A 24,395-nucleotide genomic window follows, 5' to 3' on the forward strand; every position below is an offset into this window, starting at 1 on the left:
GCCGGCGACGCGGCGGAAGAGCCCCTCGCCGGCGCCGCGTGGCCGCTTCCGCCCGATCCCCGCACACCGGTGGGACGCGTCCGCCGGCGTGCAGGTGACCGTCGCGCCTCCGCGCGTCAGCAGACCCGCAGGGCCCCCGTGTCGTGGGCGATCCGGCCGCCGACGACGGTGGCCGTGACCGTCACCTCCGCGATCCGCTCGGGAGCCGTGGCCAGGAGGTCGTCGCTGAGGACGGTGAAGTCCGCGAGCCTGCCCCGGGACAGGGTGCCCTTGACGTGCTCCTCGTGGACCGCGTGGGCGGAGCCGACCGTGTACGCGCGCAGCGCCTCCTTCACCGTCACCGCCTCGTGCGGGGCGATCGGCAGGCCGGAGGCGGTCCGCCGGTTGACCATGTCGTGGATGCTCAGCAGCGGATCGGGGGCGACGACGGGCGCGTCGGAGGAGCCCGGCAGTTCGATCCCCGCGTCGAGGAACGAGCGCATCCGGTAGGCGAGTCGGCTCCGGTCGGGGCCGAGAGCCGCGAGCAGTCCGTCACCGGTCTCCGACAGGAAGCGCCCCTGAGGCACCGGGACCAGTCCCAGTGCGGCGATCCGGGCGACCTGCTCGGTGCTCGTCACCGCCGCGTGCTCGATCCGGTGGCGTACGTCGGCCCGGGGGTGCAGGCGCTGCGCCTCGGCGTAGGCGTCGAGGACGATGTCCAGGGCCGCGTCCCCGATGGCGTGCGTGGCGACCTGCCATCCGCAGCGGTGCGCCTCCACGACGTAGCGGCGGATCCGCTCGGGATCGTGCTGGAGCAGCCCGCTGTTGCCCGGGGTGTCGTGGTAGTCGCAGCACATGGCCGCGGACCGGCCGATCAGTGAGCCGTCCGACATCAGCTTCGTCGGTCCGACGCGCAGCCATTCGTCCCCGAAGCCGGTGCGCAGGCCGAGGTCCAGCCCGTACCAGTGGGCGCCCGGCTCGAAGACGCCGCAGTCGTGCAGTGCGGTGATGTACGGCATGACGGTCATACGTACGCCGAGCTCGCCGCGCTCCCGGACCCGGAGGTAGGCGTCCAGGTCGGCGGGGCCGTTGCCGATGCCGTCGGTGACGCCGATGCCCGGCTCCGTCACGCTGGTCAGTCCCACCGCGAGGGCGGCCCGCGCGCCGGCGGCGATGTTGGCGGTCCACTCGGCGACGGGCTCGGGCCGCAGCGCCCGCTCGACCAGGTGCATCGCCGTCTCCTGGAGCAGCCCCTCGGCCCGCCCCGCCGCGTCGCGCACGACGTGGCCGCCGGGCAGGTCGGGCACCGCGGTCAGGTCACCGAAGCCGGCCCGCCGGAACGCCTCCGTGCTCGCCACGCCCATGTGGTGGGAAGTGTGCACGAGCCACACCGGGCGGCCCCGCGCGGCCTTGTCGAGCGCCTCGGCGGTCGGATGGGCGCCGATCTTGTTCTGGTCGTAGCCCGCGCCGAGCACCCAGGCGCCCTCGGGCAGTGTCGCGGCCCGCTCGGCCACCGCCGCGTACAGCGCGTCGAGGCTCGGCGTGACGGCGTACGAGAGGTCGAGTTCACGCAACCCCTTGCCCACGAGGCTGAGATGGTGGTGCGCGTCGTTGAAGCCGGGTACGGCGTGAGCGCCGCCGAGATCCACGATCATGTCGGCCGTGCATCCCTCCAGTTCCTCGTCGAGGCCCACGATCCGGCCGGCGAGGACGCCGACGGAACCGGCGGCGGGGCGGTCCGGGTCGAGGGTGGTGAAGCGTCCGTTGCGGAAGACGGCGTCGAGACGCACAGGTGGTCAACTCCTTGGATGGGGAACGGACGGCGCACGGCGGCCGCCGAGAGCGTGGGACGAAGGGGTCAGGCGGCCACGGGAACGGGCCGCTCCCGGGGCGTTCGCCGGTCGGTGGACCGGGCGAGCGCGGCCACGCAGGCCGTGGTGGCCAGCAGCAGGACCGCGTAGAACGCGACCACGGGCCAGATGGATCCGCCGCCGGACGTCAGCAGCGCCTGGGCCACCAGCGGGGTGGTGCCGCCGATGAGGGTCGAACACAACTGGTAGGACAGGGAGATGCCGGTGTAGCGGACGCGGGAGGGGAAGGCCCGGGCGAGGAACCCGGCCAGGACGGCGTAGTACCCGGAACCGCTGACGATGCCGAGCGCGATGCCGCAGAAGACGAGGGCGGGCCGCGCCGTGCTGATCATCAGGAACATCGGAACGGCGACGACGACGTTGGTGAGCAGCGAGCACACCATGAACCGGGTCTCCCCCACCCGCTCGGAGATCAGGGCGGCGAACGGCTGCCACAGGAACTGCACCACGGAGATGCCGAGCAGGATGTACAGCATCGTCTGCCGGCTCATGTGCAGCTCGTTGGTGGTCCAGGACAGCACGAACGTGTTGGTGAAGTACGCGGCGGAGATGCCCATGACCGAGGCGCCGATGCCGAGCAGTACGGTCCGCCACGCGGTGCGCAGCACCTCGGCGACCGGCAGCTTCACCACGTCGCCGCTCTCCTTGACCCGCTCGAAGTCGTCCGACTCCTCGACCTTGAGGCGGATGACGAGGCCGACGACGACGAGCAGCCCCGACAGCAGGAACGGCACGCGCCAGCCCCAGGACATGAAGGCGTCGTCGTCCAGCGTGCCCGCGGCGAGGAAGACCAGCGTGGCCAGGATCGCCCCGGCCGGGGAGCCCTGCTGCACCAGCATGGCGTAGAAGGACCCCCGGCCCCTGGGGGCGTTCTCGGAGGCCATCAGGACCGCGCCGCCCCACTCGCCGCCCACGGCGATGCCCTGCACCGCGCGCAGCAGGGCGAGCAGCAGGGGGGCGGCGACGCCGATCTGCGCGTGGGTGGGGAGGACGCCGACGAGGAAGGTGGCGGCGCCCATCATCACCAGGGTGGTGACCAGTGTGCCCTTGCGGCCCATGCGGTCCCCGAAGTGGCCGAAGACGATGCCGCCCAGCGGTCTGGCGAGGAAACCGACCCAGAAGGTGGCGAAGGAGGCGAGCACGCCCGCGGCGGGTGACACGTCGGGGAAGAACAGCTTGCCGAAGACGAGCGCGGACGCCGTGCCGTAGATGAAGAAGTCGTACCACTCGATGGTGGTGCCGACGAACGCGGCGAGTCCCGCGCGGCGGGCCTGGCCCGGGGCGCGCGTGCTTCCGGCGACGGAAGAGGCTGGGCGGGGAACGTTCATGGGGCCTCCGGCGGACACGGGCTCTTCGGCGGACGAGGGCAACGACCGGGGTTCCGGACGGGACCCCCGGCGAAGCACCCGGGGCGGTGAGCGGACAGCCACAGTGTGATTTTCGGCCAGCCATGCGGTCTAATACTTGATTGCTCGCCTTCCCATGCCTTCGAGGTATGGGCCGCTCGCCGGGCGCTTCGGGAGGTCGTCGTGGAACTGCGCGTGCTGCGCTATTTCCTCGCCGTGGCGGAGGCCAGGTCGGTCACCGCCGCGGCCCGTCAGGTGCACATTGCCCAGCCCTCGCTGTCGCGCCAGCTCAAGGGGCTGGAGAAGGATCTGGGTGTCCGCCTCTTCACGCGCGGCCCCGGCTCCCTGACCCTGAACGCCGCCGGCCGCCGCTTCCTGCCCGTCGCGCAGGACCTGGTCCGCCGTGCCGAGCAGGCCGCCGAGACGATGGCCGCGATGGGGCGCGGAGAGGATGCCTCCCTCACCGTGGTCGCCGCCGCCCCCACCGTCGCGTACCTGCTGGCCCCGTTCATGGCGGAGGGCGGTTCCGCGGGGCCGGCGCTCCACGACGCCGTGCAGGCGGAACCGAGCCAGGTCTTCGACACGCTGCTGCGCAGCGACGCCGACCTGGGCATCTCGACCACTCCCGCACCGGCGCCGCTGGAGTCGGCGTTCCTGGGCCGCACCCCGGTCGTCGCCCAGGTCCCCGCCGCTCACCCGTGGGGCGGGCACACCGCCGTCCCCCTCGCCGAGCTGATCACCGAGCCGCTGATCCTGATGCCCCGCTCCCACGTGGCGCGCCTGGTCGTCGACGAGGCCGTCAGCCGGGAGGGCCTGACTCCCGCGAGTGTCGTCGAGAGCGGCTCCTCCGCCTTCGCGCAGGCCCTGGCCGCGCGGGGCCGAGGCGTGTGCCTGGTCACCGACGACCCGCGCTTCGGACTGCGCGAACTGATCGTCCGGGCCCCCGAGGGCCCCCTCACCGTCCCCCTGTACGCCGGGTGGGACGCCTCCCACTACGCCCGCTCCGCCATCCACACCCTGGTCGACGGCCTGAAAGAGCACCTCGTCCATCGCCTCGGGCGCTACCCGGGGCTGTGATCCAGGGCCTACGAGGAGGCGTGGTCGTCGGAGAAGCCCTCACCGGACTCGCGGCCGGGCCAGGAGGGCACCGCCTGGCGGGCCGGGTGAACCCGACCCGGCACAGCGGCGCGAGTGCACGACCCGCGGGAGATCGTCAACGCGATCCTGTACGTCGACCGCACCGGCATTCCGTGGGAGTACCCGCCCCCACGACTTCCCGCCGTACAAGACCGTCTACGGCCTGACGCGCTGACGACCCACCATGTCAGGCGTCGGGGTGTTCGCCCGCCGCCACCTTCCTGACGCGCTCCACCTGGAGCTTCGCCAGCTTCTCGAACTCGGCGTCGCCGGCGAGGTTGCTGCACTCGATCCGGACGACCGTCCCCCCGACGCGCAGCACGCCCTCCCAGGCCCAGGGCGTCATCGTGCCCTCCTTCGTCTCGGCGAAGGCCGCGGTCTCGTCGGCGCCCGCGTCCGGTTTCACCGGCTTCACCGGGTCCTCGGCGTTCCGGGGCAACGCGGCCGCGATCATCTTGTGGGCCACGGCCGCGTTCTCCGGAGTGTCGAAGGCGAGCACGGCGAAACGCGCGAAGGCCGCTTCCGTTCCCTCCCCGTCGGGATCGGGCCGCTCCCCGACGAGTTTCACCCGGCCGGCGGTGTGCAGTCCGACACACACCGTCCCGGCCTCCTCCTGGCACGCGGCGGCGGACTCGGAGCCGTCGAGCAGCCTGGGGGGGTCAGCCGACCAGCCCTCGGGCGCGCCGACCTTGCTGGGCAGCGCCTGGGCCACCTGCTCGGCGCCGTCCAGGACGGGCGCGCCGTCCGTCCCCCGCACCCCGGCCGCCCATCCGGGGCCCGCGTCGTCGCCCTCGTCCCCGCAGGCGGTCAGCCCGGTCATCAGCGTCACACCGAGGACGATCGCCGGCAGCCGGCCGGACACATTCGGTTTCCTCACAGCGCCCTTCCCACGTCGGGAGGCGGGCTCCCGCCTCCGCATTCCCATGCCTCCCATCGTCGCGATCAAGGGATGACCAGGGAAGGAACAACTGATGCACGGTCAGGGAGCATTGATAACCTGCCTGCATCGACGCAGGTCCGGACGGTTCTGGCGGGGGAGATGGCCACCGACCCAAGCACCCAACAACTACGGCTGCTGCTCGCGCTCGCGGACGAACTGCACTTCGGACGGGCCGCCCGGCGCATGTTCGTCAGTCAGCCCGCGCTCAGCCGCACCATCCGCGCGCTGGAGGAGCTGTGGGGCGTGACCCTCGTCGACCGCTCCACGCGCCGGGCCGAACTCACGGCGGCCGGACGGGATCTGCTGCCCCACGCACGTGCCGTGGTGGAAGCCGCCGACACCCTGCGGGACGCCGTCCGTGAGGTCGCCCGGGATGGGGCACGGCGCCTGCGGATCGGCAGCTATCTGTCGGCCCTTCCGGCCCTGCGGATCATGTTCGAGGGGTTGCGGGCCCGGCACGGCGCCCCCGAGGTGGACTGGCGGGACGTGGACAACGTCGAGCAGGTGGGGGCGCTGCTCGACGGCCGGCTCGACGCGGTGGTGTGCTACGGCCCCGTGCCGGAGGGCATCCGCGCCCTGGCGCTCGGCTCGGAGACGCGGTTCGTGTGCCTGCCCGACCGCCACCCGCTCGCGGACCGGGACGAGGTCTCCCTCGCCCAGCTCGCCGACCTGCCCGTCGTCGGCTTCTCCCCCCACGTGCATCCGCGGTGGCGGGAGTTCTGGGCGGCCGATCCCCGCCCCGACGGCCGCCCCGTGCGCTACACCGCCCACGAGGTGACCACCCTGGAGTCGTCCATCGCGCACGTCAGCCTGGGGCACGGCATCCGGTTCATCTCCGAAAGCTGCCGCGCCCTCATGCCCCGTCCCGGCGTCCGCTACGTCGCCGTGACGGATCTTCCCCCCTGCACCGCGCTCCTCGCCTGGCCGGCCACGAGACCGTCCCCACCGGCCCTCGTCCACCTCCGGCGCCTCCTCCGCGAACGCGCCGCCGCCCATGAAACGGGCAACGTCCCCACCCCGGGCGGCGACGGCGTACCCGCGAGACGATGGTGGGAGACGGGGGGCGCGACGGGGCCATAGGAAGGCGGGGACGCCACACCCGACCGGATGGGACGTCAGCGTCGGTGAATCCCCATCGTCACGTGCACGCGCTCGGCGAACCGCCGTACGACCGTCTGGATGCGATCGCGTGACGCCGCGCCGGCGGTACATCTTGTGGTCGCGGGTGGGCACCAGGGCGGACTGGGAGATGCCGAACAGCGGAGCGAGCTGCCCCAAGGCCCATCAATGTGTCTGCGTCTTCTCCGGCACCGAAGGCTGCCAGCTGCAGGTGGGGACCACGAGGCGGCCGCCGGTGACAGGGTCGGGGATGACAACGGACGACAATCCGAAGACGTCCTGGACCATCTCGGCGGTGACGACCTCGCCCGGTGCCCCCTGCGCGACAATGCGGCCGTCTTTCATGGCGACGAGGTGGTCGGCGTAGCGGGTGGCCTGGTTGAGGTCGTGGAGAACAGCGACAATGGTTCGGCTGCGTTCGCGGTTGAGACGGCGAACGAGTTCCAGGACTTCCACCTGATGAGCGATGTCGAGATATGTCGTGGGCTCGTCGAGCAGCAGAAGTTCGGTGTCCTGTGCCAGGGCCATGGCGATCCACACGCGCTGGCGCTGACCGCCGGAGAGTTCGTCCACGGGGCGGTCGGCGAGGGCAGTCGTGTTCGTGCGTTCCAGAGCCTCGCTCACAGCTTGCTCGTCGGCCTCCGACCACTGCTGCCACCATCTCTGATGCGGCTGGCGGCCACGGGCGACCAGGTCGGCGACGGTGATGCCGTCCGGTGGCGTGGGGGACTGCGGCAGGACGCCGATGGTCCGCGCGATCTGCTTGGCGGGGAGACTGGTCAGTTCGGCTCCGTCCAGCAGTACGGCACCGCGCCGCGGCTTGAGAAGGCGGCCGAGTGCCCGCAGGACGGTGGACTTGCCGCAGGCGTTGGGCCCGACGACGATGGTGACTTTGTTGTCGGGTATCTCCAGGTCCAGGCCCTCGACCACGGTGCGGTCCTCGTATGCCAGGCTCAGATCGTGGGCGGAGAGTCGGCTGACGGACGGGCGGCTCATGAGGAGGTGCCTCCGGAACGGCTGCGGGTACGGATGATGAGCCACATCAGGTACGGGGCACCCACGACGGCGGTGAGTACACCGGTCGGCAGCTCGATCGGGGAGAACAGACGGCGGGCCAGGAGGTCCGCGACCACGACGACCAGGGCGCCGGTCAACGCCGAGGACAGCAGCGGGATCTGAGCCGTGCGGGTGAGCCGGCGCGCGATCTGCGGGGCGAGCAGCGCGACGAAGTCGACCGGTCCCACTGCGCCTGTGGCCACCGATGCCAGGACGACGCCGAGTGCGGTCAGCCCGAGCCGAATCCGGCCCAGGCGTACACCGAGCGAGGTCGCGGTGTCATCGTCGAAGGACACACCGCGCTGGGCCCGGGCCGCCCACAGGGCCGCCGGGACGCCGATCAGGAGCACGAGTGCGAGCGGGCTCGCCTCCGCGTAGCCACGGCTGTTGAGCGAGCCGGTCAGCCAGACCTTGGCCTGCTGGGCCACCAGGTAGTCGCCCTTGGTCAGAAGCAGTTGGGTCAAGGAGCCGAGCGCGACCGACACGCCGATTCCCACCAGCACGAAGCGCGAGGAGTGGAGCCCGCCCCGCCAGGCGAAGACGTACACGAGCAGGGCCGCCGCCATGCCGCCGGCGATGGAAACGTAGGGCAGTGCGCCAGCCTCTACGGCGTTGAAGCTGAGTGCGGCCACCGTGGCCGCTCCTGCCCCGTGCGTGACGCCGATGATGTCGGGGCTGGCCAGCGGGTTGCGGGCGACGGTCTGTATCAGCGCTCCCGCGACGCCGAACGCGGCCCCCGCGAGGAGTCCTACGACCAGACGCGGCAGGCGCAGTGTGCCCACCACCAGTTCGTCGGGGCTGGGGCGGCCGAACAGGACGCGCACGACCTCCACCGGTGCGACGAAGGATTCACCGATGCACAGGTACGTCACGACCGCACATGCGAGCAGCACCGTCAGAGTCACGGCGACGACGACCGCCCGGCGGTGCACAAGAAAACTGGCGCGTTTGCCTCGCAGCACGCCATGCCCGGCGGGGCGCACGGCGGGCCGGCAGGTTGGAGCGGCGGATTCGAGGTGGCTCACGCGGCCACCACCGCTCGACGCCGGACCAGTGCGATCAGGAACGGCACGCCGATCAGGGCGGTCATGACGGCCACCGGTACCTCCGAAGGCGGAAAGAGGATGCGGCCGAGCACGTCGGAGCCAAGGATCATCACCGGGCCCAGCAGTGCCGCCAGGGGCAGAACCCAGCGGTGCGCCGTGCCCACCAGGGCACGGGCAATGTGTGGGACGGCCAGTCCGGTGAACGCGATCGGGCCGACCGCTGCCACTGCGGCGCCCGTGAGCACGGTCGCTCCGAGCGCGCCGAGGGCCCGCAGCAGTCCGACGTTGTTGCCGAGGTTTCTGGCGGCGTCGTCTCCCAGCGCGAGCGCGTCGAGACCTCGAGCGAGCGCTGCGACCAGGACGATCCCGGTCAGGAGGAAGGGCCATACCTGGCCGATGACTTCGCCGTCGCGCCCGCTGATCGAGCCGACTTGCCAGAAACGGAACTCGTCGAGAGCGCGAGCGTTGGTGGTGGCGATCCCGGATACGAGCGAGGCGAGGAACGCGTTCATCGCGGCACCTGCGAGCGCGAGTTTGATCGGCGAGGCTCCGCCTCGACCGCCGCTGGCGATGGCATAGACACCGACCCCGGCCAGTGCGGCCCCGGCGAACGCGAACCACACATAGCCGTTGAGCGTGTGCACTCCGAAGAGCGCGATCGCGCTGACGACGCCTATCGACGCGCCCTGGCTGACACCGAGAATGCCCGGTTCCGCGATGGGGTTACGGGTGATCCCCTGCATGACCGTTCCCGCGAGGGCGAGCGCGGCGCCCGCGAGTACGCCGATGACCGTCCGGGGGACCCGCAGCGCACGCACCACCTGGGCGTCTTCGCTGCCGCCGTCGTGGAACAGAGCCTGAAGGGCCTCGCTGGGCGCGACCTGGCGGCTGCCCACCGTAAGGCTCAGAAGGACGGCGATCAGCAGCATCACCGCGCCGGTCAGCAGCCAGCCCGCCCGTCGAGGGGTGGGGTTGGGTGGCGACATGCGTCGCGCTCACTCTCTCTTCTTTGCTTCTCAGGCCGTCAGGTGCTTCTGGAGGTCGTCGAGCACCTCGTTGGCGGCAGTGACGCCGAGTCCCAGGTACCACGTCTCATCCGGCACGTCGTAGGCGTGTCCGTCCTTGACCGCCTTCAGGTTCTTCCACAGCGGATTGGCCTGCGCCTTGCTCTTGTCAGTGGCATTCGCATCGCCGTAGACGCCGGTGAAGATGTAGTCGGCGTCGGCCTGGTCGATGTTCTCGGCGCTGACCTCGGCGGCCAGATCCATGATGTCCTGGTTCTTGGGGCGCGGGATGCCGACGTCCTTGAGGATCGTGCCGATGAACGAGGCATTGGCGTAGAGCCGGATCACGCCGTCGGGCAGGTAGCGGACCATCGAAACGGTCGGCTTGTTGGTACCCAGCTTGTCTCCGAGAGCCTGGGCCTTCTTCTCGTACGCGGCGAGGTTCGCCTTGGCCTGCGCCGTCTTGTCCAGTGCGGCGGCGTTGAGAAGGTAGTTCTCCTTCCAGGTGAAGCCGGGGCGGATGGAGAAGACGGTGGGCGCGATCTGTGACAGCTCGTCATAGGAATTGGCGGCGCGCAACTGGCTGCCCAGGATCAGATCGGGCTTGAGCGCGGCGATCGCCTCGAGGTTGAGGCTGTTGATGGTGCCGACGTTCTTCGGCGTGCCTGCGTCCTTCTTGAGATACGACGGGAGTTCCGGTGATCCCTCGGTCGGAGCCAGACCGACCGGCTTCACACCGAGCGAGACGACATTGTCGAGCTCGCCGACATCCAGTACGACCACACGCTTGGGTTGGGCCTTGATCTCAGTGCTGCCCATGGCGTGCTTGACCGTGCGTGGCCACTGGCCGGGCTTGGCGTCCGTGCCGAGAGCGGCGGTCTTCTCGGCCGCGTCCGCGAAGTCCTTGCCGCCCTTGGCGACCGACTTCGAGTCCTTCGCACCTGCCCCGGCCTCGGCGGACGCGCCTCGTTCCTGCCCGCTCTCGGAAGAACCGGTGCCGCACGCAGCCAGTGACAGCGCTGCGGCGACGGCGAGAGCGACTGTGGCTGTCCCGCGAGACCGATGAGACATGCTGACTCCTAGATTTGATTTACCCTTGAAGAATTAGGTCAGGCTTACCTTACGTCAACGTCGCGCACTGGACGCAAGCGGGGGTTATGAGGACCTCTGGCAGTGGTCGATTCATCCGAGTGGTCATCGCCCGGGGCATCACGCCGCATGAGGCGGTGTCCACTCACGGGCACCCTGCGTGCCGGCTCCCGGACCGATACGTGGACGACATGCAGGTCTTGGGCTTGCGTGCCCGGGCGCGTCGCGCAACCTCCGTCGGGCCAGGAGCGCGGGCGACAGCGGGATGCACCGCCGCCCACAGAGCTGGACAACAGCCGCCGCCTTGCCGGTTACAGCCGCCCGTGGCTGTTCGAGCCGGACATCCCGGCCGACTGCGCAGCGCCGATCTGCCGATCGTTCGTCAGGGCCCAGCGAGTCAAGGACCGCGAGGAGCGCGAGGAGCGCGAGGCCGACGGAGTCCCCGTGACAACGTGACAACCCCAGGCAGCAGTGGCCGAAGGGTGGCACGCCCCGCGTGAAGATGTTCCGCGTAAGATGGCCGACTCGAAGGGGGTGGTGGCATGGCCATGAGAACGCACTGGGGGTACGCGGCGACCGCGGTGGCACTGCTGCTGACCGGTTGCGCAGGCGCGCCGGAGAGTGACAGCACAACCGGCAAGGCGGCGGCGCTCACGAAGGAACAGGTCGGCCAGACGCTGCCGGACGGCGAGGTCATGACGGGCTGGAAGCAGTCCTTCAAGCCCACGGCCATCGAGATGAACGAGCTCTATCGCTCGCAGGCCTGCCCCATCAAGGGCAACGCGGGCTGCGAGAACTCCCGCTTCTTCGGCGCCGCGACCTTCCGTCGCGAGAACCCCTTCGCCTCCGTCACCTTCCAGGTCGTCGCCTACGACAGCGAACAGGCCGCCCAGGACGCGTACGACGTGCTCTGGGACGGCTACTACGGAAACCAGGCCGGCCAGAAGGCCAAGCCCCTGGAGCTCGGCCCGATCGGTGACGAGCACGACGCCCGGCTCGGCACCTCCGGCTTCAACGGCGAGCCCGGCGCCGTGTCCCAGACCCGGGTCGGCACGACGCTGCTGTGGACCATGGAGTCTGCCGCGCACAAGGGCGACATCGACGAGGACAGTGTTCGAGACCTGGCCACGATGCTCGCCAGGCGGTCCCAGCAGGCCCAGAACGGCAACGAGCCCTCCGCCACGCTCGACGGCTGACCGCACGGCCACCTCAGGCCCCGTGCCTCCGACTCAACCCCGCTAAGACGCCCCGGGTTTGAGTCTTCCGCCGGCGCCGACGATCTCGGAGTATCGAGGGATGGGGAACGGGGGGATCTGACCGAGGCATTCCGGGCGGAGGCGGGCGTTGAGTTCGCGTTCCTGGTCGAGGACGTCGGCTTTACGGACCCGAGCAGACTGGCAACTGGCGGCTCCACCACGGCGGCGAACGCCGAGCCCGGAACCGGCGGTCCGGCAGTTCTGCGCGTGTCGCGCCCGGGGCCGGCGCCTCGGCGGGGCGGGTCAGGAGAACAGTTGATGCCGCTGCCTGAACGGTCGGCGAAATCCTGCTGCACCGGGTTATGCAGTGCGGTAAAGGCATCTAGCCTTCCGCGCATGTCTGATGTTTCCCGTCGCAAGGTCCTCGGTGCCCTCGCCGGTGGTGCCGCGTTCTCCCTCCTTCCCCCGTCGCTGCACCAGGCGATGGCCATGCCCATGCCGCCCGGCGGGATAGGTGCCATCGAACACGTGATCGTCCTGATGCAGGAGAACCGTTCCTTCGACAACTACTTCGGAACTCTCAAGGGTGTCCGCGGATTCGGTGACCGCACGCCTCTGCGTCTGCCCACCGGGACCAGCGTCTTCGAGCAGCCCCGGCGCCAAGGCGGCACCGTGCTGCCGTTCTCCGCCCGCCGTGCGGCGGTCGAAGCGGGCCGCGAGGAAAGCGACATCCAGTACCTGGGATCGCTCGCGCACGGTTTCTCCGACGCCACCCAGGCCAGGGCGAAGGGATGGTGGAACGACTGGATCGCCGCCAAGACGCAGAGCAGCATGGCCTTCTACGACCGGCGGGACATACCGCTGCAGTACGAACTGGCGGACCGATTCACCATCTGCGACGCGTATTTCTGCTCCGTCTACGGTTCGACCAACCCCAACCGCTTGTACCTGTGGTCCGGCACGACCGGCTACGAGGCGGACGGCGTCAACCGGGCCGTCACCAACGCCGCGTACGACTACGCCCACCCCGGTTACACCTGGACGACGTACCCCGAGCGTCTGGAAGCCGCGGGCGTGTCCTGGCAGATTTACCAGGAGTGGGACAACTTCACCGACAACGCGGTGGAGTACTTCCGGCCGTGGAAGGAGATCGGCCGGAAGATCCTCTCCAAGGTCGCCGGCCAGTACTCCACCACCGAGCAGTTCTACGACAGCCTGTGGAACAGGACCTCGGAGCAGAGAAAAAACGCGCTGGCCGAGTTCCAGCGGGGCGTCGACGCGTTGACCGAGTCCGAGCGACAGCTCTTCCTGCGCGGTGCCTACCGCTCCGAACCGGACACGCTCATCCACCGGATCCGGTCCGACATCGAGAACGGCACACTGCCGAAGGTCAGCTGGGTGGTTCCGACGGCGGCGCTCTCCGAGCACCCCAGCACCTCTACTCCGGCCGGCAGCGCCAACCTCGTCTACGACCTCCTTGACGCCATCGCGAGCGACCCGAAGACCTGGGCGAAGACGGCGTTGTTCATCAACTTCGACGAGAACGACGGCTACTTCGATCACGTCCCCGCCCCCGTCGCGCCGCAGCCGTCCTCCGGCAACAGCGACGACTGGTTCAACGGCAGTCCCATCGGCCCCGGTCCGCGCGTGCCGATGACGATCGTGTCACCCTGGACCGTCGGCGGATTCGTCAGCTCGCAGGCGTTCGACCACACCTCCGTGATCCGGTTTCTCGAGACGTGGACCGGCGTCCACGAGCCCAACATCAGTGACTGGCGCCGCAGCGTGTTCGGCGACCTGACCTCCGCCTTCGACTTCCACCGTGGGCACCGGCAGCCCAAGGTCGAACAGCCTGGACCGGTGCCCGCGGCGGTCGCCCGCTGGACCCCCGTACCGCCGAAGAACCAGTCACTGCCCCAGCAGGAGACCGGCACGCGCCCGACACGTCCCCTGCCGTACCGGCTCTCCCTGCGGAGCGACATCACCCGCTCCGGCTGCCGCCTCCGGCTGGGCAACCAAGGCACCGTCGGCGCCGTGCTCACCGCCTACCCCGGTGACGGTACCGCTCCGCGCGCCTGGACGGTCCCTGCGGGCAAGAGCACCGACACGACGGTGGAGTACGGTGATGACGGCTACGACCTGCAGGTCCACGGTCCCGGCTGGTCCACCTGGGAGCTGCGCGGATCCGGTGTGGGAGCCGACGCTCACCTCGTCGAGCACCCGGCCGCCGGCCGCGTGGACGTCGTATGCTCCAACTCCTCCCCGACGACCCGCACTCTCCTCGTCGGTGAGTCGGTGTACTCCCACCGTCACGGCGGGCCCGTACGCACCGTCACTCTTGCGCCCGGCATGTCCCGTACGGTCCGGTTCCGCCTCCCGGACCACGGCTGGTACGACATCGCGGTCCTCGACAGAGACGACCAGGCATTCCTGCGCCGCATGACCGGCCGCGCGGCGGACGGCGGACCCGGGGTCACCGACCCCGCGACCGGTGGCGTCCCGGCGCTGACCGCGACGATCCGCCTGCCGGCCGCGGTTCCGCCGTTGGACACGCCGTTCACCCAGGGAGACCCGACCGAGGTCGTCGTCACCGTGGGGAACCAGGACAGCGGCAGGCTCGGAGGACTCGCCGTCGCCCTGCTCGCCCCGTCAGGCTGGACGGTCGAGCGGACCGGTGAAGTCCCCGGAGGGCTCGAAGCCGGGAAGTCGGCCGACGTGCGCTTCACCGTCACGCCCACCGACAGCGCCACCGCCGGCCAGCTCGTCGTCGCCGCACACGCCGAGAGCGACCGTCTGCTCAGACTGGCCGACGCGCGCCTGCGGACCAGGGTCGCCCCTGCCATGAGCATCGCACTGAACGGTCCGGCCAGCTCACCCGAGACCGACGGCATGGTGCTCTCGCCGGGCAGGCCCACCACGGTGGCTGCCACCGTCACCAACGCCGGCAGCACACCCCTCACCGATCTGGCCGCCACCCTGACTCTTCCGAAGGGCTGGAGCGCCACGGCCAAGGGCGCCACGCCCACTTCTGTCGCGGCCCGTTCGTCCGTGGCCCTCACGTGGGACGTCGTCGCGCCCGTCTCCGCGGTCCGTACCGCCGACACCCTCGAGGCCGCCGTCACGGCGAAGCTGACGGGCCGGGCCATGAAGGCGTCCGCGTCCCTGCCCGTCAAGACCGGCCCCCTCATGACCGGATACCTGCTCGCGGAGGACTTCGAGTCCGTCGCCCCCGCTCTCAGCCCTGCGGCCGACCTCGACCGACCCGGCCTGCTCGGATGGACCCGGACCTCGCCCGAGGGCTGGACGGTCACCAATGCGGCGGATATGCCACAGGGCACGCGGGAGCTGCAGGGCTGGACCTTCCTGTCCAAGCAGTTCTGGTTCCCTGCCGGTCAGGGCCGCTCAGGCTTCACCCGGTCCCTCGGAGTCGTCGCCGTCGCGGACGCCGACGACTGGGACGACACCGGCAGTCCCTCCGCTCGGGGACGCTTCGACTCGACCCTGACCAGCCCCGCGGTGACGATCCCCGCGGGCACCACCACGCTGTACCTGGGCTTCGACTCCCACTACCGGCAGGAGAGCCCGCAGGAGGCCGAGGTTGTCCTCGAGTTCGACTCGGGCGCAACAGCGCGACTGCTCCACTACAGCAGCGATTCCTCGGGCAACACCAACCAGGGGACGGACCAGCAGAACCGGCTCGTCCGTCTCTCCTGCCCCGTGCCGTCCGGCGCCACGTCCGCGAAGGCGAAGTTCCGGATCTTCAACGCGGGCAACAACTGGTTCTGGGCGATCGACAACATCCGCCTGGGCACGAGCCCGATCACCGACGTCTGACCGGTCGCTCACACACACCACCGCGGTCCGCCCCTCCCGGAACGCTCTGTTCCGTTCTCGCCTCCCGGCACGGGAACGGCTCTCCGGGGGGTGACGGCATGCTCTGCGCCGCGGCCTGCCGGGAGACAGCCGGTGGAGCTGCGGGCGCTGTGGCTGCTGTGCGCGGGCAGCCAGGCGGACTTGGCCGCGACGCCGGAGCATCCCGCATACCATCCCAGCGCGGGGCGACCAGATCCGAACCCGGGCCCGGCGTGACAGCATCGGCGGACGTTCGACCGCAAGGTCCACCAGCAGCGCAACGTTGTCGAACAGTGCTTCAAGCGTTTGAAGCAATGGCACGGCATCGCGACCCGCTACGACACAACGGCCGAGTCCTACGAGGCCGCCGTCACCCCTGCCTCGCCCCTGATGCGGGCGTGACTTTCCGTTGCCGGCTTTCCGCAGCCCACCTCGGTACCGCAATTCTCATGAGCCCACGCTGATCGAATAACCGGTGGCGAGGTCGGGGCGGCTTCCATGGCCCTCCTCCGCGAGAAGTTCGGCGGTGAGGAAGACGATCTGCAGACTCCTGCTCTCCTTGACGAAGCTCAGGCCATCGGGCGCAGCCTCGGGGTCTGGGCTCCATCCGTCCTGTTGCGCTGCTGCCCGGTAGTGCGCTGCCACTTCGGCCCGTGTGCCGGGAAAGGCGTATGTCCGCTCGGCGTACACCATGACGTCGCCGCTGTCGGACCAGCAGCCGGCGTCGACCTCCTCGAAGCCCCGGGCCACGGTGGCCCGGTTGTGCCTGGAGTCAAGGATGTTGAGCGCTGCCATCTCCTCGACCTCGGCGTCGGTCCCTTCGCAGCCCTGGGCGAGATCCATCAGCGTGCAGCCGGTGAGCGCCGAGGTCACGAACACCGTCGCCAGGAGAAGGGATACAGGACGGACGCAAGCTGTACGTAAGGACAAAACGGGCTCCAAGCGGTAGTCCGGGGCAGCGGACAGGCCACTGCCGGAAGAAACCGGATCAGGGTGATTGTGATCGTGGCCCTGGCGACCCAACTGATCGTGATACGCCGATGAATGCCGCTCGGCCGGGAACATGCAGCCGCTCGGGAGCAGGCGGCAGCAGCGGGGCCACCCGCTCCCAGAGGTTGCCAGGGACAAGAGCTGCACGCACCTCGGACATTAACCGGCCTTCCTCCCGCTCGCCTTGGTCATTGGCGAGCCTGCTGATCAATGCTCACGCGAGGGGCCGCCGTGAGGCTCCTCATGCCTTGTCGGTGCCTTCGGAGCGTGTGGTGCGCTCGGTCTCGAGGTGCTCGGTCACCGCGTGTTCGGCGGCGGAGAGGATCGCTTCGACGGCGGCGGTGTAGATCGCCTTCTGGGTCACGGTGGTCAGGTCGTCGATGTGTCTCACGGTTGCCGGGTAGTGGCGCTCGGACAGATGGGAGTAGACGCGGGTCCAGGCCGAGTCGTCCTTCTCACGGTCCTCGGGCGCGAGCGAGCTGAGCGAGGCGGAGTGGGCGCAGAGGCCGAGGGCGGTGTCGATGAAGGTGCGGTAGAACAGGACGGTCTGGGTGGGAGGCAGACCGGCGCGCTCGAAGGTGGAGAGAAGAAGCTCCACCATGCGTTGCTCGGCGGGTCCGCCGGTGGTGCGGGCGAAGCTGAGCAGGGTGATGGCCGGGAAGCGGTTCTGGTAGGCCCAGGTGATGTCGGCGATGCGGCGCAGTGTGTCCTGCCAGGTTTCCTCTTCGGGGACATCGCCGATTTCGTCGAGTTCGATCTCGATCGTCCGCTCGCACAGTGCGAGGACGAGTGCGTCCTTGTCGCGGAAGAGCCGGTAGAGGATGGAGACGTCCACGTCGAGTTCCTGGGCCAGCTTGCGCATGGTCAGGCCGGCCGGGCCCTCGCGCTCGGCGAGCTGGAACGCGGCGTTCACCGCGGCTTCCCGGCGCACGCTTCTGCGCTGGCGTGGGCCGGTGCCGCGAGCGGAGCCCGTTTCGGCGTTCTCCGGGGCCTTGGGTGCCGTGTTCTTCGCCATGGGTGCCGGTCTTCTCGGTCGTGGGGTCGGGTGACGACCTTACCAACAGGAGGCAATCATTGTTGCCAACACCGTTGACAACGGTATGTCGGATCGGGTTCCGTGTCGCAGGCCACGCCGCCGCCGACTCCGCCCGACGGACTCGGGCCCGGCTGCCCGTACCTGTGCACCACCGTTTCCGACACGGCCCGTCCTTCACCTCAGGAGCCCTCATGAGCCGGCACCTACGCGTCGCCCTGGTCCAGACGTCCGCGGAATCCCTCGAGGAGTTCGCCGACGGACTGCGCCGGCGTATGAAGTCACCCAACGCCGCCCAGCTCGTCGTCTATCCGGAGCTGCACCTGTGTTCGCTCGGCGTGGAGGAGATGACCGAGCAGGAGGCCGTCGACCGGTACGCCGAACCACTCGACGGCCCGCGCGGCCGCGAGCTCGCCGCACTCGCCCGCGAACTGGGCATCTGGCTCGTTCCGGGAACGATCCTGGAGCGCGCGGAGGACGGCTCGGTGCACAACACCGCAGTGGTCTACAACCCAAAGGGGGAGCGGGCCGCTCACTACCGCAAGATCTTCACCTGGCGCCCGTACGAACCGTTCCGCCCCGGGCGCGAGTTCGTCGTGTTCGACATGCCCGGTCACGGTCGGGTGGGCCTGTCGATCTGCTACGACAGCTGGTACCCGGAAGTCACCCGGCACCTGGCGTGGATGGGCGCCGAACTGGTGATCAACCTGGTCCAGACCCCGACGACGGGCCGGATCCAGGAGATCCCCCTCAACCAGGCGAACGCCATCGTCAACCAGATCTGGGTGGCCAGCGTCAACGGCTCCTCCCCCACGGCCCACGGCGGGAGCCTGCTCGTCGACCCCGAAGGACACTTCCAGATCCCCGCCGCCGGCATGGAGGACGCCACCCTCGTCGGCATCGTCGACTTCGACCGGGTCGCAGCGGCCCGCACCTACGGCACCAGCGGTGACTCCTGGCCCTGGGAGCACTTCCAGGAAGGAGACAGCCGCCTCGCACTCCCCCTGTACAACGGGTACATCGACCCGGCCGCCTGGCGCCCCGCCGTCCCGGCCCAGGCGCCGGCCGCGCAGCGCGCCGCCTCCCTCGACGGCTCCGTCACCTCGGAAGGCGGCGCCGGACATGAGTAGGACCTCCGCGGACCTCGTCCCCAAGCTGTCCCTGGCATCCGTGGTCACCTTCGGACTCGCCTACATGGCGCCCAGTCTCGTGATGGTGCTGTTCGGAGTGATCGCCGCGGCCAGCTCGGGGACCGCGCCGACGGCCTTCCTCGCGGCCACCGCGGCGATGTGCCTCACCGCTCTCAGCTACGCCAAGATGGCCCGGCACTTTCCCGTCTCCGGATCTGCGTACGGCTACGTCCGCAAGGTGGCGGGCGGACGGGCCGGATTCCTCGTCGGCTGGCTCGTCCTGCTGGACTACTTGTTCCTGCCGATGGTCGCCTGGCTCGTCCAGTCCGTCTACCTCAACGCCCAGTTCCCGCACATCCCCGTCTGGGCATGGATGCTCCTGAACGCCGGCCTGACCACCCTGGTCAACATCATCGGCGTCTCCCTCGCCGACCGCGTCAACAAGCTGCTGACCGCGCTCGCGGTTCTTCTGGTACTGCTGTTCGTCGCCTACTGCCTGGTCCACCTCGCGGACACACAGCCGCGCTCCTACACGGCACCGCTGTGGAACGCGGACAGCGGGCCGGCCGGCATATCGGCCGCCGCCGCCGTCGCCGCTTACAGCTACCTCGGCTTCGACGCCGTCACCACGCTGTCCGAGGAGACCCGTGACGCCCGGCGTACCATTCCGCGCGCAGTCGTCCTCGTCGTCGGAATCGGCGGACTGCTCTTCGCCACGGTCGCCTACATCATGCAACTCGTACACCCGGGAGGTGATTTCACGGACCCGGACATCGCCGGCTACACCCTGTCCGTACAGGTCGGTGGCCAGGCCTTCGCCGACTGGACCAACATGGCCGCCATCGTCGGCGGATTCGCCTCGGGCCTTGCCGTGCAGCTCAGTTCGAGCCGTCTGCTGTACAGCATGGGCCGCGACGGCGTCCTGCCCCGGCGAATCTTCGGCACGCTGCACCCCCGGACACAGACACCGGTACTCAGCCTCCTCGTCACAGGGGCCATGTGTCTGACCGGACTGAACATCGATCTGCAGACAGCGACGTCGTTCATCAACTTCGGCGCATTCGCCGCATTCACCGCCGTCAACGTGTGCGTCGTGCTCTTCTACCTCCGCAACCGGCCCACCAGCGGCGGCGGCGACGTCCTCGGGTATGTGGTGGCACCGACGCTCGGCGCTTGCGTCACCGCCTACCTGATCACCCAGCTCAGTGCGGACGCGCTCACCATCGGACTGGTATGGCTCACGGCCGGATGCGGCTACCTCCTCTGGCTCACCCGAGGATTCCGCCGCCCCACCCCCGAACTCAGTCTCGCGGACGAGCGCGCCCATGCCCCCTGACAACGGATCGGCGTGCTGAGCCCCACAGCGACGGCCTTGCCACCCTCATCGGCGACGCCGCGGCCCGCGCGATGTCCGCCGGAGGCGCCGGCCGGGGGTCGTCCGGCCCCGCCTCCGTGACGCTGCCGACCGCCGACCGGTTCGCCGTCGCCCTGTTCCACGGCGAGCCCACCTACCGGATCGACGGCACCGACCGGCCCTCGTCCCCCCTCGCCACCTTCGGCCTTCCGTCCGGCCAGGACTACGCGGTGCCGCCCGACCTGCTGCCCCACCTCGGGCGCGGGCTCGACCTGTCCCTCTCGTGGTGATGAGTGCCCAGTTCAGGGGTGCTTCGGAGTGCTGCGGGAGGCGTTCGCGGTCTGGAGAAGTTGTTCCTCCTGGCGGTCCGTGCCCGTGTTGCGGTCGTCGGGCCCCGTCCTTGGCACGTTCGGGCAGGCAGGGGCGGTGCCGATGACATCTCCGCCCCTCCCCGGCAGAAGACGGTCAGACCTTGCGTCCCACACCGCCGAACATGGCTACTTCGGCGGGCAGAGCGGCCTCGCCGTCGTCCGGCCGCCAGCGATTGCAGGAGACCACGCCCGGCTCCATGAGCTCCAGCCCCTCGAAGAACCCGGCGATGGCGGCCGGGGTGCGCTGGGTCAGCTTCGGCGTGCCGTGCTCGTTCCAGAAGGCCACCGCGGCGTCGACATCCGGCATGTCCGGCCGGGTGATGGTGTGGGAGAGGACGAGGTGGCTGCCGGCGGGCAGCGCGTCCATCAGACGCCGCACGATCCCGTACGCCTCGTCTGTGTCCTCGATGAAGATGACGACGCCGAGCAGCATCAGCGCCACGGGCTCTTGGAGGTCCAGGGTCCGCGCCGCCTGCTCAAGGATGGCGTCGACGTTGCGCAGGTCCTCGTCGAGGTAGTCGGTTCTCCCTTCCGGCGTGCTGGTCAGCAGTGCCTCCGCGTGGGCCAGCACGATGGGGTCGTTGTCGACGTAGACGACGCGGGAATCCGGGGCGAGGCGCTGGGCGACCTCGTGCGTATTGTCGGCGGTCGGCAGGCCGGTGCCGATGTCGAGGAACTGGCGTATTCCGCACTCGCGGACGAGGTACCGCACGGCGCGCCCGAGGAACTGCCGGTCGGCGAGGGCGTAGTCACCGATGCCGGGGTGCAGGCCGCGGATCTGGTCTCCGGCTGCCTGGTCGACCTTGTAGTTGTCCTTGCCGCCCAGCCAGTAGTTCCAGATCCGGGCCGTGTGGGGCTGGTCCGTCTTGATGCGCTCGCGCGCCTCGATCGACGCGGCTGGTATCTCGGTCACGGGCTTTCCTCCGGATCATGCCGATGAACGGTCAAGGAGCAACCTACCGGCAGGAGTTGAGGACCGACTGCGTGCCGTGCAGGAAAGACCGACGAAAAATGACCTCCACGCCCGACGAGCTGTGCGCCTCCACCCCGCCCCTGGCGACTCGGCCACTACCAGGCCTTCCACGACATGCTGGGCGGGCCTGCCGCGGCCGGGATGTGTTCGATCTCCTCGACGATGCGCTCCAGGACCGGCGTGAAGGGATGGGACGACGTCATTGTCATGATCACCATCGTGGCCCCCGCCGGTCCCGACGCGTCGCCGCGGCCCGGCCGCGGATCAGACCAGCGGCGCGCCGCTGCCCGCGACGACCTCCGGGCGGAGCAGGCCGGCGAGGGTCTCGGCGGGCAACAGGCCTTTCTCCAGGACGAGTTCGGCCACTCCGCGGCCGGTGGCGAGGGCCTCCTTGGCGATGTCGGTGGCGGCCGTGTACCCGATGTGCGGGTTGAGGGCGGTCACCAGGCCGATGGAGTTCTCGACGCTCGCGCGCAGCGCCTCGGTGTTGGCGGTGATGCCGTCCACGCACCGCTCGGCCAGCGTGACGCAGGCGCGCTGGAGGTGGGTGATGCTCTCCGAGAGGGAGTGCAGGATGATCGGCTCGAAGGCGTTGAGCTGGAGTTGTCCGGCCTCGGCGGCCATGGTGATGGTGACGTCGTTGCCGATCACCTCGAAGGCGACCTGGTTGACGACCTCGGGGATCACCGGGTTGACCTTGCCGGGCATGATGCTGGACCCGGCCTGCACCGGCGGCAGGTTGATCTCGCCGAGCCCCGCGCGTGGACCGGACGACAGCAGCCGCAGGTCGTTGCAGCTCTTCGAGAGCTTGACCGCGATCCGCTTGAGGACGCCTGACATCTGTACGAACGCCCCGCAGTCCTGGGTGGCCTCGACGAGGTTCGCGGCCGTGACCAGCGGCAGTCCGGTGATGGCGGCGAGGTGCCGGCGGGCCGCCTCGGCGTATCCGGCCGGAGCGTTGAGTCCGGTGCCGATGGCCGTGGCGCCGAGGTTGATCTCATGGATCAACTGGACGGCCTCGTCAAGACGATTGCGGTCCTCGTCGATCATGACGGCATAGGCCGAGAACTCTTGGCCGAGCGTCATCGGCACCGCGTCCTGCAACTGTGTACGGCCCATCTTGAGCACGTCACGGAACTCGACGGCCTTGCGGGCGAAGGAGTCCTGGAGTACGGACATCGACCTGAGCAGTCGACGGACCGCGAAGACCGTCGCGATCTTGACGGCGGTCGGGTAGACGTCGTTGGTCGACTGGCCGAGGTTGACGTCCTCGTTGGGGTGCAGGAAGCCGTACTGCCCCTTCTCGTGCCCCAGCAGTTCCAGCGCCCGGTTGGCGACGACCTCGTTGGCGTTCATGTTGGTCGAGGTGCCGGCGCCGCCCTGGATGACATCGACGACGAACTGGTCGTGCAGCTTGCCGTCCCGGATCTCCCGGCAGGCCTCGACGATGGCGGCGGCCTTCCGCGGCTCCAGCAGTCCGAGCTCCTCGTTGGCGAGGGCGGCGGCCTCCTTGACGGCGGCGAGGGCGTCGATCAGATGCGGGTAGGCGGAGATCGGGGTGCCGGTGACGGGGAAGTTCTCGGTGGCGCGGAGCGTGTGGACGCCCCAGTAGGCGTCGGCGGGAACATCACGGTAGCCGAGCAGGTCGTGCTCGCTGCGGGTGACGGCGGCGGTCATGAGGGTACGGTTCCTCTTTCTGGGAGAGGGGACATGAGCGCCCCTGCAAGGGGCATGGTGGACTGCGCGCCGGCCACACCCGGCCCGCAGCCGTGAAACTGGACGTCCGGCAGGGCTCTGGGATCCGGCGTGTGGATCACCGAGGCGTCGCGAGGTCCGGCAAGCGCATCTCACGGCCTCGATGATCCGAACGACAGGCCCTGGGCGCGATCCCGGGCCGCGACCGGCTCCAGCGCACGGACGGGCCGCACGCGGCCGACCGCCTGCCCGCCTCCGAGGAGCGTCTCCCCCTGGAACTCGACGAGCAGATCGGGATCGACACCGGCCCGCGCCAGAGCGGCCGCGGCCACGGGCACCCGCGCCCGGTCCGCGCCGTCGGCGATCTTCACGGCGACGGCGCGCCCGTCCGGCAGCGCGGCGACCTGTACGCCCTCGAAGCCGTCCTTGGCGAGCAGCCCGGGCACGGCCCGCATCAGCGCCGCGACGTCCCGCCCGGAGCCGGAGGCCATCTCGGCGTGCTCGTGCATGGCGTCGGCCACGCGCGCCTCCGGCGTGCCGGGGGCGGCGCCGGTGACGCGGGCGGCGGCCCGAGCGAGGCCGTGCAGCGAGACGGAGAAGAGGGGTGCCCCGCACCCGTCGACACTCACCCGCGCGATCCGCTGTCCCGTGAGGTCCTCGACGATCTCGGCGACGGCCTGCTGCAAGGGGTGTCCGGGGTCGAGGTAGCCCTCGACCGGCCAGTCGTTGAGGACGCAGGTGTAGAGCATGGCGGCGTGCTTGCCGGAGCAGTTCTGGGCGAGCCGGGAGGGCGGCCGGCCTTCCCGGACCCAGGTGTCCCGAACGACCGGGTCGTAGGGCATGTCCGGGACGTTGCGCAGGCGGTCCTCGCTCAGCCCGGCGAGTTCGAGGATCCGCCGGGTCCCGGCGAGGTGCCGCTCCTCGCCCGAGTGGCTGGCCGCGGTGAGCGACAGCAGCTCGCCGTCGAGCGGCAGCCCGACGCGCACCATGGCGACGGCCTGGAGGGGCTTGAGGGCCGACCGGGGGTAGAAGGCGGCCTCGATGTCACCGAGCTGGAACTGCACGCGTCCCTCGGAGTCGAGGACGACGACGGAACCGTGGTGGGTGCCCTCGACGAGCCCGTCGCGTATCAGGTGGGCGACGGGGGCGTGGAGGGGCTCCCGGATCAGGGGTGCGTCCGCGACGGAAATGCTGAACATCACTGCCTCTTGTCG

At 70.0% G+C, this 24,395-nt stretch carries 19 protein-coding genes and 2 pseudogenes; 8 read left to right on the forward strand and 13 right to left on the reverse strand.

Features of this window, described 5'->3' with window-relative positions; translation table 11 throughout:
* Positions 1 to 116: 116 nt before the first annotated feature.
* Positions 117 to 1,769 carry an amidohydrolase gene (locus ACH499_RS04890; RefSeq protein WP_399013842.1) on the reverse strand — a complete coding sequence of 551 codons (1,653 nt, stop codon included), beginning with the start codon at positions 1,767 to 1,769 and terminating at the stop codon, positions 117 to 119.
* Positions 1,770 to 1,837: 68 nt separating this feature from the next.
* A complete protein-coding gene (locus tag ACH499_RS04895) occupies positions 1,838 to 3,178 on the reverse strand; it encodes an MFS transporter (protein WP_399013843.1) in 1,341 nt (446 codons plus the stop codon).
* 201 nt (positions 3,179 to 3,379) lie between these two features.
* Between ACH499_RS04895 and ACH499_RS04900 the strand changes: the two genes are divergently transcribed.
* Entirely contained in the window at positions 3,380 to 4,273 is an 894-nt protein-coding gene (locus ACH499_RS04900; protein ID WP_356198246.1) for a LysR family transcriptional regulator, read from the forward strand.
* A gap of 132 nt (positions 4,274 to 4,405) precedes the next feature.
* A pseudogene (locus ACH499_RS04905) lies at positions 4,406 to 4,493 on the forward strand (transposase); the annotation flags it as partial.
* Between the two features lie 27 nt (positions 4,494 to 4,520).
* Here the strand turns inward: ACH499_RS04905 and ACH499_RS04910 are convergent.
* Positions 4,521 to 5,195, reverse strand: a complete 675-nt coding sequence (locus tag ACH499_RS04910) for a hypothetical protein (protein ID WP_399013844.1) — start codon at positions 5,193 to 5,195, stop codon at positions 4,521 to 4,523.
* Positions 5,196 to 5,372: 177 nt separating this feature from the next.
* Here ACH499_RS04910 and ACH499_RS04915 point away from each other — a divergent pair, with 177 nt between their 5' ends.
* Positions 5,373 to 6,353, forward strand: coding sequence for a LysR family transcriptional regulator (locus ACH499_RS04915; protein ID WP_399013845.1), 981 nt, complete (start codon positions 5,373 to 5,375; stop codon positions 6,351 to 6,353).
* A 204-nt stretch (positions 6,354 to 6,557) separates the two neighbouring features.
* On the opposite strand, the gene ACH499_RS04920 is transcribed toward ACH499_RS04915, so the two are convergent.
* From ACH499_RS04920 to ACH499_RS04935, 4 genes are read right to left on the reverse strand one after another with little or no spacing between them, the layout of a single operon-like run.
* Positions 6,558 to 7,388, reverse strand: coding sequence for an ABC transporter ATP-binding protein (locus tag ACH499_RS04920; RefSeq protein WP_399013846.1), 831 nt, complete (start codon positions 7,386 to 7,388; stop codon positions 6,558 to 6,560).
* Positions 7,385 to 8,473, reverse strand: coding sequence for a FecCD family ABC transporter permease (locus ACH499_RS04925; RefSeq protein WP_399013847.1), 1,089 nt, complete (start codon positions 8,471 to 8,473; stop codon positions 7,385 to 7,387). The genes ACH499_RS04920 and ACH499_RS04925 overlap by 4 nt, the downstream gene beginning before the upstream one ends.
* Positions 8,470 to 9,480, reverse strand: a complete 1,011-nt coding sequence (locus ACH499_RS04930; RefSeq protein WP_356198256.1) for an iron ABC transporter permease — start codon at positions 9,478 to 9,480, stop codon at positions 8,470 to 8,472. The genes ACH499_RS04925 and ACH499_RS04930 overlap by 4 nt, the downstream gene beginning before the upstream one ends.
* A gap of 30 nt (positions 9,481 to 9,510) precedes the next feature.
* Positions 9,511 to 10,569: an ABC transporter substrate-binding protein gene (locus ACH499_RS04935; RefSeq protein WP_399013848.1), complete on the reverse strand. Its 1,059-nt coding sequence runs from the start codon at positions 10,567 to 10,569 to the stop codon at positions 9,511 to 9,513.
* A 560-nt stretch (positions 10,570 to 11,129) separates the two neighbouring features.
* Between ACH499_RS04935 and ACH499_RS04940 the strand changes: the two genes are divergently transcribed.
* Both ACH499_RS04940 and ACH499_RS04945 read left to right on the forward strand, forming a co-directional pair.
* Positions 11,130 to 11,783, forward strand: coding sequence for a hypothetical protein (locus tag ACH499_RS04940; protein WP_399013849.1), 654 nt, complete (start codon positions 11,130 to 11,132; stop codon positions 11,781 to 11,783).
* 396 nt (positions 11,784 to 12,179) lie between these two features.
* On the forward strand, positions 12,180 to 15,617 hold the full coding sequence (locus tag ACH499_RS04945) for a phosphocholine-specific phospholipase C (protein ID WP_399013850.1): 3,438 nt from the start codon (positions 12,180 to 12,182) through the stop codon (positions 15,615 to 15,617).
* Positions 15,618 to 16,082: 465 nt separating this feature from the next.
* On the opposite strand, the gene ACH499_RS04950 is transcribed toward ACH499_RS04945, so the two are convergent.
* The 3 genes and pseudogenes from ACH499_RS04950 to ACH499_RS04960 form a co-directional block, all read right to left on the reverse strand.
* Positions 16,083 to 16,514 (reverse strand): hypothetical protein, encoded by a 432-nt coding sequence (locus ACH499_RS04950; protein ID WP_399013851.1) that lies wholly within the window; start codon positions 16,512 to 16,514, stop codon positions 16,083 to 16,085.
* Between the two features lie 154 nt (positions 16,515 to 16,668).
* Positions 16,669 to 16,785, reverse strand: a pseudogene (locus ACH499_RS04955) (IS5/IS1182 family transposase); the annotation flags it as partial.
* An 81-nt stretch (positions 16,786 to 16,866) separates the two neighbouring features.
* Positions 16,867 to 17,640, reverse strand: a complete 774-nt coding sequence (locus ACH499_RS04960; protein WP_399013852.1) for a TetR/AcrR family transcriptional regulator — start codon at positions 17,638 to 17,640, stop codon at positions 16,867 to 16,869.
* A 212-nt stretch (positions 17,641 to 17,852) separates the two neighbouring features.
* On the opposite strand from ACH499_RS04960, the gene ACH499_RS04965 reads away from it, so the two are divergent.
* The 3 genes from ACH499_RS04965 (at position 17,853) to ACH499_RS04975 (ending at position 20,432) form a co-directional block, all read left to right on the forward strand.
* Positions 17,853 to 18,788: a carbon-nitrogen hydrolase family protein gene (locus ACH499_RS04965; RefSeq protein ID WP_399013853.1), complete on the forward strand. Its 936-nt coding sequence runs from the start codon at positions 17,853 to 17,855 to the stop codon at positions 18,786 to 18,788.
* A complete protein-coding gene (locus ACH499_RS04970) occupies positions 18,781 to 20,124 on the forward strand; it encodes an APC family permease (protein WP_399013854.1) in 1,344 nt (447 codons plus the stop codon). Before ACH499_RS04965 ends, ACH499_RS04970 begins: the two co-directional genes overlap by 8 nt.
* A 116-nt stretch (positions 20,125 to 20,240) precedes the next feature.
* Positions 20,241 to 20,432 (forward strand): hypothetical protein, encoded by a 192-nt coding sequence (locus tag ACH499_RS04975; RefSeq protein WP_399013856.1) that lies wholly within the window; start codon positions 20,241 to 20,243, stop codon positions 20,430 to 20,432.
* 175 nt (positions 20,433 to 20,607) lie between these two features.
* Here the strand turns inward: ACH499_RS04975 and ACH499_RS04980 are convergent, their stop codons facing one another.
* The 3 genes from ACH499_RS04980 to ACH499_RS04990 form a co-directional block, all read right to left on the reverse strand.
* Complete coding sequence (locus ACH499_RS04980) at positions 20,608 to 21,426, reverse strand: SAM-dependent methyltransferase (protein ID WP_399013857.1); 819 nt, start codon at positions 21,424 to 21,426, stop codon at positions 20,608 to 20,610.
* A gap of 324 nt (positions 21,427 to 21,750) precedes the next feature.
* On the reverse strand, positions 21,751 to 23,163 hold the full coding sequence (gene aspA / locus ACH499_RS04985; RefSeq protein ID WP_356198272.1) for an aspartate ammonia-lyase: 1,413 nt from the start codon (positions 23,161 to 23,163) through the stop codon (positions 21,751 to 21,753).
* Positions 23,164 to 23,333: 170 nt separating this feature from the next.
* Positions 23,334 to 24,380 carry an asparaginase gene (locus ACH499_RS04990; RefSeq protein ID WP_399013858.1) on the reverse strand — a complete coding sequence of 349 codons (1,047 nt, stop codon included), beginning with the start codon at positions 24,378 to 24,380 and terminating at the stop codon, positions 23,334 to 23,336.
* Positions 24,381 to 24,395 lie beyond the last annotated feature (15 nt).

The organism is Streptomyces sp. NPDC018947, assembly GCF_044390505.1.
Taxonomy (GTDB): Bacteria; Actinomycetota; Actinomycetes; order Streptomycetales; family Streptomycetaceae; genus Streptomyces.